Source organism: Flavobacterium sp. N2550 (genome assembly GCF_025947265.1).
Taxonomy (GTDB): Bacteria; Bacteroidota; Bacteroidia; order Flavobacteriales; family Flavobacteriaceae; genus Flavobacterium; species Flavobacterium endophyticum.
In genome coordinates, this window is sequence record NZ_CP110007.1 from 3,757,990 (window position 1) to 3,770,329 (window position 12,340).

General features: G+C 37.0%; 11 protein-coding genes. 5 read left to right on the forward strand and 6 right to left on the reverse strand.

Going from position 1 to position 12,340, the window contains the following annotated elements; genetic code table 11:
* Positions 1-11: 11 nt before the first annotated feature.
* The 6 genes from OLM56_RS16905 to OLM56_RS16930 all read right to left on the reverse strand — a co-directional run bounded on the left by OLM56_RS16905 (position 12) and on the right by OLM56_RS16930 (position 6,176).
* Positions 12-1,061 carry an endonuclease/exonuclease/phosphatase family protein gene (locus OLM56_RS16905; protein ID WP_121374937.1) on the reverse strand — a complete coding sequence of 350 codons (1,050 nt, stop codon included), beginning with the start codon at positions 1,059-1,061 and terminating at the stop codon, positions 12-14.
* Positions 1,062-1,109: 48 nt separating this feature from the next.
* The gene (locus OLM56_RS16910) at positions 1,110-1,973 is read right to left on the reverse strand and encodes a rhomboid family protein (RefSeq protein WP_264527803.1); all 864 of its coding nucleotides are present in this window, start codon (positions 1,971-1,973) and stop codon (positions 1,110-1,112) included.
* A 10-nt stretch (positions 1,974-1,983) separates the two neighbouring features.
* Entirely contained in the window at positions 1,984-2,799 is an 816-nt protein-coding gene (locus tag OLM56_RS16915) for a rhomboid family intramembrane serine protease (protein WP_264527804.1), read from the reverse strand.
* Positions 2,796-4,685, reverse strand: a complete 1,890-nt coding sequence (gene mutL / locus OLM56_RS16920; protein ID WP_264527805.1) for a DNA mismatch repair endonuclease MutL — start codon at positions 4,683-4,685, stop codon at positions 2,796-2,798. The genes OLM56_RS16915 and mutL overlap by 4 nt, the downstream gene beginning before the upstream one ends.
* A gap of 142 nt (positions 4,686-4,827) precedes the next feature.
* Positions 4,828-5,322: a 6,7-dimethyl-8-ribityllumazine synthase gene (ribH, locus tag OLM56_RS16925; RefSeq protein WP_264527806.1), complete on the reverse strand. Its 495-nt coding sequence runs from the start codon at positions 5,320-5,322 to the stop codon at positions 4,828-4,830.
* Between the two features lie 65 nt (positions 5,323-5,387).
* Positions 5,388-6,176 (reverse strand): tetratricopeptide repeat protein, encoded by a 789-nt coding sequence (locus OLM56_RS16930; RefSeq protein ID WP_264527807.1) that lies wholly within the window; start codon positions 6,174-6,176, stop codon positions 5,388-5,390.
* A 145-nt stretch (positions 6,177-6,321) separates the two neighbouring features.
* Between OLM56_RS16930 and recF the strand changes: the two genes are divergently transcribed.
* From recF to OLM56_RS16955, 5 genes are all read left to right on the forward strand, one after another.
* A complete protein-coding gene (gene recF / locus OLM56_RS16935) occupies positions 6,322-7,401 on the forward strand; it encodes a DNA replication/repair protein RecF (protein WP_264527808.1) in 1,080 nt (359 codons plus the stop codon).
* Positions 7,402-7,578: 177 nt separating this feature from the next.
* On the forward strand, positions 7,579-9,690 hold the full coding sequence (locus tag OLM56_RS16940) for a hybrid sensor histidine kinase/response regulator (RefSeq protein WP_264527809.1): 2,112 nt from the start codon (positions 7,579-7,581) through the stop codon (positions 9,688-9,690).
* Between the two features lie 98 nt (positions 9,691-9,788).
* Positions 9,789-10,460 (forward strand): DUF2461 domain-containing protein, encoded by a 672-nt coding sequence (locus tag OLM56_RS16945; RefSeq protein ID WP_121374945.1) that lies wholly within the window; start codon positions 9,789-9,791, stop codon positions 10,458-10,460.
* Positions 10,461-10,521: 61 nt separating this feature from the next.
* Positions 10,522-11,535: a UDP-N-acetylmuramate dehydrogenase gene (gene murB / locus OLM56_RS16950; RefSeq protein ID WP_264527810.1), complete on the forward strand. Its 1,014-nt coding sequence runs from the start codon at positions 10,522-10,524 to the stop codon at positions 11,533-11,535.
* Positions 11,536-11,565: 30 nt separating this feature from the next.
* The gene (locus OLM56_RS16955) at positions 11,566-12,285 is read left to right on the forward strand and encodes a phytanoyl-CoA dioxygenase family protein (RefSeq protein WP_264527811.1); all 720 of its coding nucleotides are present in this window, start codon (positions 11,566-11,568) and stop codon (positions 12,283-12,285) included.
* Positions 12,286-12,340: the final 55 nt, after the last annotated feature.

The following is a 12,340-nucleotide window of genomic DNA, read 5'->3' on the forward strand; positions in this document are numbered from 1 at the left end:
CTTTTAAATTATTATGGGTTTTCGATTGCAAGCCTTGTCATGATCGGAAAGTGATCGGAATTGACAAAATCGGGATAGCTTTCAAAATTTTTGACCTGCATTTTTTTGTCCGCAAAAATGTAATCGATCCTTGCTGGATAATATTTAAAGTTATACGATTTTCCGAAACCGCTTCCGGCTTCTTCAAAAGTATCGTTCAGCTTTCCACGGATATTTCTGTACACAAATGAAAAAGCACTATTGTTCATATCCCCGCAGATGATTTCAGGAAGCTTACTGTTCTTCTTGTGGTTCATGATGATTTCGGCTTGCTCCTGTTGCTCCTTGAAAGCCTCGCTCATCCTTTTGATCATCTTTTTGGATTTCTGCTCGTTTATGCCATTTATGTCTTCATTGATTTCATGCACATCTGGCGTAATCTTGATAGACTGCAGGTGCATATTATAAACGCGAATCGTATCCTTCCCTCTTTTGATATCGGCATAAATTGCATTATTGCTGGAGTTCGGAAATACAATATCGCCTTTGCCAATTATCGGAAATTTAGAGAAAATAGCCTGTCCGGTTAACGTCTTTTCACCTTTCATCAAGATATATTTGTGCTTGTAGGCTCTCAAATTAATCTTCCCTTCAGAATATTCTTGAATACATAAAATATCCGGATTCTTGTCGTTGATAAAATTGGCAATCAATTCAGGCACATCGTCTCTTTCAATCCATTTGTAGAGATTAAAAAGACGTACGTTATAACTCATTACCGTAAAATCATTATCAGAAGCTGGCAAGTCTGTAGTCGAAAATTTATAAAATTTATTGATAAAAGTAATACCCATGAGCAATACGAGCGAAGAGAGCAGAATCTGCCTTTTCATCTGAATGCCCCAATATATAAAAAAGAGCAGGTTTAATATCAGCATGAACGGCAGCATCAAGGTCAATACTGATAAAATAGGAAATAGTTTAGGAGCCAAAAAAGGTAAAATATAAGCAACAAATGTCAATACAGTCAGCACTATATTGAAGAAAAACATTGCTTTATTAAACCATGAAAGGTTCTTCATTTTTGGGTAAACTATTTTGGGTTTCTAACAAAGATTAAAAAACTTTCTTTATTTTCCTGCCTTGAAAAGAAATTCTTTTTCTTCTTTCGTAAGGCTGTCATAACCAGACTGGCTTATCTTATCCAAAATTTCATCTATCTGCTGCTGGGTTTTATCCTTAACAACAATCTTGCTGGCTGTTTTCGGCTTAGGCTGGCTGACATTTCTGTGTACCTTCTTGAAAGGCGTTCCTTTTCTAGGCTTGAATAGATTGGCAAAAAAGTCGATGATTTTAGTCACGATAAGACTTAAATCTGTCCCATTCTGCAATATCTTTATGTAAGCAAATCCAAATAATGCTCCACCTAAATGCGCAATATGTCCGCCCATGTTATCTGTTGGAAGCTGAATCAAGTCTAAAATCAAAAAGACAAAAGCGATATGCCATAACTTGACAGTTCCAATCAGCAATAGTCTAATTTGATATAAAGGGGCATACGTAACCGAACCGATAAGAACCGCCATAATAGCACCAGAAGCTCCAATAATAGGTGCTTTTACATTAAAAAGAAAAAAAGAACCGATAAAGACTAATCCTGCGAAAATAGCCCCAAGAATATAAACACCTAAAAATTGCTTCTGTGTAAAAAAAGTCAAAAACAACCTGCCTGCAAAATTGAGCATGATCATGTTGAAAAGCAGGTGCAGTATCCCGACATGAAGAAAGCCATAGGTCAATATGGTCCAAGGTTTGACAATAAACTCCGAAGGATCGGACGTTAACTGTAACCATGACATTATAGACAAATAAGTATCACTTGAAAAAGAATACAGCAAAAATAAAGGTATGGCGATGCCAATATTCCAGAAGATTAACTGCTGTGTAATCCCTCCTGTTTTGTATTGCATTTTTAGATCATCAATAATTCCCATATACAAAAGATTAACTCCAGCGATTGTTATGAAATTGATTTTTCTTCCAATACCACATCATCAAGAATCCTATTATGGCTCCGCCGATATGTGCAAAGTGGGCAACACCGCCTGGTCCATCGCCAAATAAAGATTTTCCTGAAGTTCCTAAAAACAAATCGACAGCTAATAATCCTGGAACAAAGTATTTGGCCTTGATAGGAATCGGTATAAAAAACATCATCAATTCAGCATTTGGAAACATAAAAGCAAAAGCCACTAACAACCCGTAAATCGCACCAGAAGCTCCAACCATTGGAGTTTGATTCAACATGGCAGCATTAAACAAGCTCTTGAACCCTGCATCAGTAAGATTTGTCTTTCCAGCTTCTTCTAAAATTGGCTTGATACCATTAAAAAACAATTCGCCTCGGTAAGCAGTTCCATCTGAAAAGTTCACATTTAGAATCTGATGCAAAGAATTATCAGACAAACCTAAATAACGAACTGCTTCCAGTGTTTGCTGCATTTCTAAATAATTAACTCCTATCTGCAACAAAGCAGCACCTAAACCACAAGAAACATAAAAAAACAAGAATTTCTTTCCTCCCCAAAAATGTTCCAAAGCGCTTCCAAAAGAAAATAAAGCAAACATATTAAAGAAAATATGCATGATGTTTCCATGCATGAACATATGGGTTATCGGTTGCCAGAATTGGAAATGGTCATTTTCTGGATAGAAAAGTGCGAAAAGATATTCTGCATAATCGCCGACTATCTGTGTTCCAATAAAAAATATAATATTTATAATCAGTAGCTGCTTGACTATAGGCGTGATATTCATCATATTGCAAATTTTTTGTCTAAATCTTCAACACGCATCGTGATAAAGGTAGGTTTATGAAAAGGCGAAACATTCGGCTCTTTGCAGGCAAAAAGCCCGTTCACGAGATTTTCTTGTTCTTTCTCGGTCAAATAAGTTCCTGTCTTTACGGCAAGGCTTTTCGCCATCGATTTTGCAATCGTGTCATTTTGGCTAAAGCTGCTTTCAGGAATGCCGTCCTGCAAGTCACTCAATAACTGTTCCAGCAGGATCGAGACTTCACTTTCTGTCACATTGACTGGCAAACCAGAAATAACAACGCTGTCCTCATTAACTTCTTCAAATACAAATCCGGTATTAACCAATGATTGCTCCAATTCCGAAATAAGGCTTATCTCCGAAGAAGAAAAATAAAGATTCAACGGAAATAGCAATTGCTGGCTCGAAGCTTGATTGACAGTCATGTTGGTCAAAAACTGCTCATACAAGACTCTTTGATGCGCTCGCTGTTGATCGATAATTACCATCCCCGATTTAATCGGACTGACGATATATTTCTTGTGAATCTGGTACGTCCTATAAACTGCTTCTTCTACTTCCTTTTCGTCAAAAAGAGAACCTGTCACTTCTTCCGACTCAAACTGAATATCTTGGATTTCGGTAATAGTTTCTGTGTCCTGTTTCAATCCTACATACAAGCTTTCCCAGTTTGAAGGTTCCGGTTTTCTATAAGAGCTTCCTCCTCCGCTATGGCTGCTACTGTGACCACTTCCGCTTGTATACGATTTTGTAGGCGCAGGATTTCCAAAAGGATTAAAATTAGCATCCACCTGAATTAACGGCATTGAAGCTTCCTTATTTTGGTAATCGTATGGCGTGTCAAGGTTTGAATCTCTGTCAAAATCCAAAACGGGTGCCACATTAAATTGGCCAAGACTATGTTTTATAGACGAACGCAAAATAGCATACAGCGCATGCTCATCGTCAAATTTTATTTCCGTTTTTGTTGGATGGATATTGATATCGATTGTATTCGGAGGCACATCTAAATAGATGAAATAACTTGGCTGGCAACCGTCTTTCAGCAACCCTTCATACGCTGCCATGATTCCATGATGCAAATAGCCGCTTTTAATAAAACGGTCGTTGACGAAGAAAAATTGCTCTCCCCTATTCTTCTTTGCAAATTCGGGTTTGCTGACAAAGCCTTGTATGCCTACTATTTCAGTGCTTTCTTGTACCGGAACTAATTTTTCATTTGTCTTTCCTGAAAAAATGTTCACGATACGCTGACGGAAATTTGACGCAGGAAGGTTAAAAAGCTCGCTCCCGTTATGATACATCGTAAAATGAATGTTAGGATGAGCCAACGCAACTCTTTGGAATTCATCGACAATATGGCGATGCTCTACTGTGTCCGATTTCAGGAAATTTCTCCTTGCCGGAATATTAAAGAAAAGATTTTTTACAGAAAAAGACGTCCCTTTTGGCAAAACGGCCACATCTTGAGAAACAAATTTGCTTCCTTCAATAATCAGGTGCGTTCCCAATTCATCTTGTTCTTGCCTGGTTTTCATTTCCACATGGGCAATTGCAGCAATAGAAGCTAAAGCTTCGCCGCGGAAACCTTTCGTATGCAACGAGAACAGATCTTCTGCCACGCGGATTTTTGAAGTAGCGTGGCGCTCAAAGCACAAACGAGAATCGGTAACGCTCATTCCTAGTCCGTTATCGATGACCTGCACCAGTGATTTTCCGGCATCCTTAATAATCAGCTTGATATCTGTGGCTTTTGCATCGACCGCATTTTCAAGAAGCTCTTTTACTACGGATGCAGGTCTTTGGACGACCTCTCCAGCAGCAATCTGATTGGCGACATGATCGGGAAGCAATTGAATTATACTCGACATTCTGTAAATTTGTTGACTTCCAAAGTTACATAATTAATATAACAATTGAAAAATTAGAAAATAGGAAAACCCGAAAGTTTTTCACATAAAAAAGCCTATTTCTGATAACGGAAATAGGCTTCATCTATTGGGTTAATTCCTTTTATTTTGAAGACTGTTGTCTCAAATAAGCCATTTTTATAGCCGCAATTGCCGCTTCAGTTCCTTTGTTTCCATGAACACCGCCACTTCTGTCAATTGACTGTTGTTCGTTATTATCTGTTAGTACGCAGAAAATAACAGGAACATCCGTCTGAACATTCAGGTCTTTGATGCCTTGAGTAACGCCTTCGCAGACAAAATCGAAATGTTTGGTCTCGCCTTGGATTACGCATCCGATAACAATAACTGTATCGACGTTTTGTGTCTCTATCATTCGTTTTGCGCCATAAATAAGCTCAAAACTTCCTGGAACATTCCAACGAACAATATTACTCGACAAAGCATCGCAGTCTAAAAGCGCTTTTTCCGCACCCGAAAAAAGGCCTTCCGTTATTTTGTCGTTCCATTCTGAAACAACAATCCCAAACCGAAAATCTTTCGCGCTTGGGATCGTATTTTTATCGTATTCTGATAAGTTTTTATTAGCTGTAGCCATTGTAATTTGGTTGCGACTCAGTTTTTTCAGATTCCCAAAAACGAAATCTGAAAACTGAAATCTAATTATTGTGCCAATCCAATCATTGCATCAATATTCATCGCTTCAGGAGCAGTTTCATATTTCTCTTTGATTTCAGTGAAATATTTCAACGCTACTTCTTTTTGCTTCAACACTAAAGCAGTCTGACCCGCTTTCAATAAGAAACGTGGCGTAGTCACATCATTTTGGTTCATTTCAGAAGCTTTGATGTAATACTCTAACGCTTCTTTTGGCTGATTCAATTGAGAAAAGGCATCACCGATAGCACCTTTTGCCACTACTGACAAAATCATATCGTCTGAGCTAAATTTTTCAAGATAGTCAATTGCTTCTTTATATTTTTTAGTATTCAAGTAAGCCATACCTGCATAATAGTTTGCCAAGTTTGCGGCATCCGTTCCTGAGTAATCCTCAGCGATTTGAATAAATCCTGGCTGTCCTTCAGAAACTTTAAGCGAAAGCGCATACAGAGAATCGCTCACCTTTGGGTCTTGAGAATCTGTTGCTTCTTGAAAATGTTTTTGAGCTTGGAACATTACGTTTGTAGCTTCCTCTTCTTTAGGCTCTACAATAAATTTCTTGTATAAAAGGTATCCAGCAGCCAAAAGCGCAACAGCACCAATAACGATGAAAATTCCTTTTTGATTTTTAGCAACCCATTCTTCGGTTCTAGAAGCACCTTCATCTAAAGAATTGAATACTCCTGCAGTCGTGCTATCTTTTTCTGATATTGCATCAATTGGGTCTGGTTCGAATTCGTTTTCTTCTTTTGGTTTAGGAGCCTTATATCCTCTTTTGTTATATGTTGCCATTAATTTTTAATTTAGTGAGGTGCAAAAATAAAATTTTTATTCAAATGTAAAAGATGTTTTTGTCGTTATTTTTCAATAATTTGCACGCTCTTAAAAAAATGATGGTAAAAATCACAAAGTTCTCACTATCAGCTGGCGTTTGCAGATGTATTTAAAAAAAATATCCTTATTCAATTATAAAAACTTTTCGGAAGCAAATTTCGAGTTTGACAGCAAGATAAACTGCTTTGTTGGCAAAAACGGCATTGGCAAGACGAATGTGCTCGATGCTATCTATCATTTGTCTTATGGCAAAAGCTACTTCAATCCATTGGCGGTGCAGAACATAAAACATGATGAGGAATTTTTCGTAATCGACGGCGAGTTTGAAAAAGACGAAAGGAATGAGCAAATTGTCTGCAGCCTAAAAAAAGGACAGAAAAAAATCCTGAAAAGAAACGGAAAACAATATGAAAAGTTTTCTGACCACATCGGATTTATTCCCTTAGTCATTATTTCTCCTGCCGATCGCGACTTGATTGTTGAAGGAAGCGAAACCCGAAGAAAGTTTATTGATTCTGTCATTTCGCAATTAGATGCTTCTTACTTACAACAGCTGATTCAATACCAAAAAGTAATCATCCAGCGAAATGCTTTATTGAAATATTTCGCCTTGAATCATGTTTTCGAAAGCACAACCTTGAGCATCTATAACGAACAGCTTCATGAGTTGGGACATTCTATTTTTGAAAAGAGAAAACAATTCTTAGAAGATTTTATACCAATTTTCAACAAGCACCATCAAGCTATAACTGGGAATGCTGAAACAGTACAGCTGGTTTACGAAAGTCAGTTGCATGAAAAAGACCTGCTGGCCTTATTTGAAGAAAGTCTGGCAAAAGATCGCGTCTTGCATTATACCACAGTAGGAATCCACAAAGATGATTTGTCTTTTGAAATCGACCACCATCCTATAAAAAAATTCGGTTCACAAGGCCAGCAGAAATCCTTTTTGATTGCCCTGAAATTGGCTCAGTTTGAATTTGTCAAAAAGCAAAGCAAGCAAAATCCGATATTGTTGTTTGACGATATCTTTGATAAACTGGATGAAACTCGCGTTGGAAAAATAATCGAAATGGTCAATAATGATGATTTTGGACAGTTATTTATATCGGATACACATCCTGAACGCACGGAAACTGTCATAAAATCAATGCACCAAAGCTATAAGATTTTCAATCTTTAATTCCGAAAAATCGGTTTTCTCCTATATTGTATGTTTAAAATTATTAGAACTTATTCTACCATTTAACATAAGTTTTCTTAATTTTATATACCTTTTTTAATCTACAAACTTCCCCGGTTTGTTTTTGAATGCGAAAAACGTCCTGACTATTGGCTTTCTTAACTTAAACCTGCACAAATGTTAGCTTCACTAAAACACAGAAAAGCAATCCACAGCGGACTTTTTATTTTTGTTATTTTATTGCAAGTGCTGATTTTTTCTTTATGGTACAATCAAAATACCAACGAAAACGAACTTGCGGATTCTTTCCAAAAAGCCAGCAAACAAAGCTTGGTGATGACTTATTCTGGCGAAGTGACAAAAAATTATTTCGATGCAGAAAATTCTTTCATGGAATACTTGTACAATTACGACCTGAACTCGCTGCATAAATACCGTAATTCGCTCGTAAAAATGACTTCTTATCTGGACAGCCTTAACCATGTCATGAATAAAGACGAGGAAGCGCTTCCTAACATCCAAAGCAAAAAAGAAAAAGAAAAAAAGATTATCGTGCTCCGAAAAGAATTAGACTCATTGATAAAATACAGAGTCGATCCTTTTTCTGAAGAAAAGCTGGAGCAATTTAATCTGAAGCCTTATAACCACAAGAAAGTCCTGAATTCGATTTCGTATGACACAATACGTTCTACAGATGGCGTGGAGAGAAAAGGCTTTTTTACGAGAATCGGCAACGCTATCGCTGGAAAATATGATGTAGAAAAAGAGGAACTTCATTATTATATGACCATGATGTACGGTTCAGTCGAAAAGACTGGAACGCCAGAAGAACAGATGGCTATGATTTTCAATACCACACAAAAGCATTACGAAAAAGAATTTGGGCGATTGAAAAATACCTATTCTAAATTAAGAGAAATTGACCGCGAGCTCATGATTGTTAATAAAAAAATCTTGAAAAACAGTCAAGACATTATCCTTTTATATGACAAATCGGTGCAAGAATCCAACAAGCTGCAATTTGAAAAAGCATTAGAAAATCTACGGAACAAACGAAGCCTGATTACCATCTTAATCATAGTAATGGCAGTATGCACGGGACTGCTGCTGCTCTACTCTATTTTTGCCTACCATTTCGAAAAGAAATTAGCCGCTGCCAAAATAGAAGCCGAGAAAAATCTGGAATTCAAAAATCGTATTATCGGAATGTTGAGTCATGAAATGCGTTCTCCGCTGAGCATTATTTCCAATCTGACTCACAAACTGAAAGCTACAAAAATGAATAGCTCACAAAGCGAAATGGCCAAGTCGTTGAATTTCACGTCAAATTCGCTACAGATTACCGTGAACCAGATTTTAGATTTCTTCAAAAATGAAAACGGAAAGCTTGTGGTATACAATTCCAAAATTATCCTTAAAGATGAAGTTTCAGCAATACTGGAATCATTGCGATCGTTAGCAGATGCCAAAAAGATAGACCTGATCTCACACGTTGATGATTCTTTAGAAAAAGAAGTCTGGGTTGACAGCGGAAAAATACACCAGCTGTTTTACAACATGATCGGAAACGCCATAAAATTTACTTCAAAAGGGAATATTACAGTGTATTGCCAATTTACTGATATAGGAGAAAAATTCAGGTTTGATGTAAAAATACAAGATACGGGAGCTGGAATTCCAAAAGAAGATTTAGAAAAAATATTCGACAAATATTACCAAAGCAAGCACCATACCGAACAAGTAGGTTTTGGTGCTGGACTAGGCCTTAGCCTATGTAAAGAAATCGTGGAATTATACGACGGAAAAATTGCGGTAGAAAGCGAGCTCGGCAAAGGAACTGAAATTTCTTTCCATCTGTTTTTAGAAAAATCAGATGCTTCTCAGGAAACAAGCCAGATGAAATTGATCAACACTTATGGAAACGCCAAAATCAAAGTTGCAGTAGTAGACGACGACGCTATGGTGATGGCAGTAGTAAAAAAAATATTGTCCGATATCAATTTCACCATGATAGGCTTCAGTTCCGAAAATACGATAAAAGAATGCCTCCAAAAAGAAACTGTCGACATTATCATGACCGACCTACAGATTGCCAACGCCTCTGGAATCGACCTTATAAAAGACATCAAAAACATGGATAGCAAAAATGCCATGGCACCTATCATAGCCATAACGGGCGACAGCTACATGAATTCGATTGAGTTGTCCAGCATACAAGCCGACGAGCTAATAATCAAACCCATAAATCGAGAAGAATTGTATTCAAAATTGCTAAAAGTACTGCAATAAAAGCCTTTAAAATTACTCAATACGACAAAAGCTAATCCAATAAATTTTCTTAATATTGTTAGGCTGAAAAACAGCCCATAACTTAAATTCCGATCAAAATGCTTTCACCAAAAACGCTTCAATTTTTAGAAGACCTCAAAGAAAACAACAACCGCGAATGGTTTTTGGCTAACAAATCATATTACGAAGAATACAAAAAAGAATACCATCAGCTGATTTCTGATTTTTTAGAGGAAATGGTTCCTTTCGACGATTCACTCCGAAATCTAGAACCTAAAAAATGTGCTTTCAGGATCAATCGCGACATTCGTTTTTCGAAAGACAAATCGCCATATAAAACCCACATGGGCATCTGGATGACAACCGACCAAAATCGCAGCAATTCTCCTGGTTATTATGTCCATATCGAAAAAGGAGGTAGTTTTATCGCAGTAGGATTGCATGTGCCAGAAGCAGCTGATTTAAAAAAGGTACGCAAAGAAATTGCCTATTTCTATGAAGATTTAGAAGAAATCGTAAACGACAAAGATTTTAAAAAGATATATCCAGAATTAGACAGAACCGAAGCCAATTCCTTAAAAACAGCTCCAAAAGATTATGAAAAAGACCATCCGGCAATTGAATTCTTAAAGCTCAAGAGCTTTACTGTATCTCAAAAACTAGACGACAAGTCGTTATTTGAAAAAGATTTTGTCAAAAAAACCGCAAAAAAATTGATTACTGCCAAGCCTTTGAACGATTTTTTAACTCGCGGTCTAAATACCGAGTAGTTCATTATGAATTACAAATCGTTTAAAGTACTTTTGCCGTTCATTTTTATTCCTCATCATAATGGAAATTCTCGCTAATTTTTCCCTTAAAAACTACAATACTTTTGGCATCGAGGCCAAAGCAAAGCAATTCGTTTCGGTGCATTCTGTTGAAGAACTCAAAACAGTCCTGCAGGAAAACCCAACACAAAAAAAATTCATTCTTGGCGGCGGCAGCAATATGTTGCTGACCCAAGACATTGACGCATTGACAATCCACGTTGACCTAAAAGGAAAGAAAATCATTGAGCAGACAGAAGATACTGTCTGGGTTGAAGCCAAAGCCGGCGAAAACTGGCATGAATTTGTCTTATGGACCATCGGCCAAGATTTTGGCGGACTGGAAAATATGTCGCTGATTCCCGGTAATGTAGGAACAACGCCTATACAGAATATTGGCGCGTACGGAACAGAAATCAAGGATACTTTTGTCTTCTGTGAAGCGATGAACATTGAAACTTTTGAAATCAAGAAGTTTACGAAAGAAGAATGCAAATTCGGATACCGCGAAAGCATTTTCAAGAATGAAGCCAAAGGCCAATATATCATCATTTCTGTCGTTTTCAAGCTTACAAAGCAAAAACACAAAATCAACATTTCGTATGGAGATATCGCGGCCGAGCTTACCAAAAAAGATATCGTGACACCAACGCTAAAAGACGTCAGCAATGCAATTATTGCAATCCGCCAAAGCAAACTGCCTGACCCTAAAGAACTAGGCAATAGTGGAAGTTTTTTCAAAAACCCTATCATTCCGAAAAGCGATTTCGAAAGAATCCATCTTTTACATCCTGAAATGCCGAGCTATAGCGTCTCGGAAACCGAAGTAAAAGTTCCTGCCGGATGGCTCATCGAGAAAGCTGGATTTAAAGGAAAGCGTTTTGGCGATGCGGGAATACATAAAAACCAAGCATTAGTCTTAGTCAATTACGGAAACGCTACCGGACAAGAGATCTTGAATATTTCAAAAGACATCCAAAAAACGGTAAAAGAGCTTTTCGACATTGAAATTGAAGCGGAAGTGAACGTGATCTAAAATTCAGAAAATTTTATCCTTAAAATCTGTATGGATGACTTTCTAGACAAAAAAGAGCTTGAAGAAAGAGGCTTTACGATAATTAATTCTGTGTATTCGCGAGAGGAAATTAATTCTATCAAAGAGTTCATTAACAGCCAGGACACTTCCAGTCCAATCTTTAGAAAATCAGAAAATCTATTTGCTATTAGGCAGTTCATCAAGGAATTGCCTCAAATAAAGTCGATGGTTTTTAATGACAAACTAAAATCAATTATCAATGCTATTGAAAAAAATGCTTTTATTGTCAAATCTATATACTTCGACAAACCAGAAAAATCAAATTGGTTCGTCGCTTACCATCAAGACCTGACAATTTCTGTAGACAAAAAAGAAAGCATTGAAGGTTTCGGTCCTTGGACATCAAAACACAATCAATTTGCCGTTCAGCCGCCTTTGGATATCCTTGAAAATATTTTTACTATAAGAATCCATCTTGATGATACCGATGAAAATAATGGTGCTCTAAAAGTTATTGATGGCTCACATCTAAAAAAAATCTTTAGGCCTGAAACTATCAATTATGCAAATGAAAAAGAAATCTTCTGCAATGTTGAAGCTGGCGGCATCATGCTTATGAAACCTTTGCTTCTGCACGGTTCAAATAGGACATCAAACCAAAAAAGGAGACGCGTTATTCATATAGAATTCTCAAACAAAGTTTTACCCGAGCTAATAAAATGGTCAGAATTCACCCAAATCAACAGTTAGAAAACCTGCAGAAAAACAATTAAAAAATATAAAAATCGTAATGGATAATTTTCTT

Bases quoted from the DNA above. Each gene is read 5' to 3' on its own strand.
- OLM56_RS16955 (WP_264527811.1), top strand. From the start codon at position 11,566: ATGGATGACTTTCTAGACAAAAAAGAGCTTGAAGAAAGAGGCTTTACG.
- murB (WP_264527810.1), top strand. From the start codon at position 10,522: ATGGAAATTCTCGCTAATTTTTCCCTTAAAAACTACAATACTTTTGGC.
- ribH (WP_264527806.1), bottom strand. From the start codon at position 5,322: ATGGCTACAGCTAATAAAAACTTATCAGAATACGATAAAAATACGATC.
- OLM56_RS16905 (WP_121374937.1), bottom strand. From the start codon at position 1,061: ATGAAGAACCTTTCATGGTTTAATAAAGCAATGTTTTTCTTCAATATA.
- recF (WP_264527808.1), top strand. From the start codon at position 6,322: ATGTATTTAAAAAAAATATCCTTATTCAATTATAAAAACTTTTCGGAA.
- OLM56_RS16930 (WP_264527807.1), bottom strand. From the start codon at position 6,176: ATGGCAACATATAACAAAAGAGGATATAAGGCTCCTAAACCAAAAGAA.
- OLM56_RS16910 (WP_264527803.1), bottom strand. From the start codon at position 1,973: ATGGGAATTATTGATGATCTAAAAATGCAATACAAAACAGGAGGGATT.
- OLM56_RS16915 (WP_264527804.1), bottom strand. From the start codon at position 2,799: ATGATGAATATCACGCCTATAGTCAAGCAGCTACTGATTATAAATATT.
- OLM56_RS16945 (WP_121374945.1), top strand. From the start codon at position 9,789: ATGCTTTCACCAAAAACGCTTCAATTTTTAGAAGACCTCAAAGAAAAC.
- mutL (WP_264527805.1), bottom strand. From the start codon at position 4,685: ATGTCGAGTATAATTCAATTGCTTCCCGATCATGTCGCCAATCAGATT.
- OLM56_RS16940 (WP_264527809.1), top strand. From the start codon at position 7,579: ATGTTAGCTTCACTAAAACACAGAAAAGCAATCCACAGCGGACTTTTT.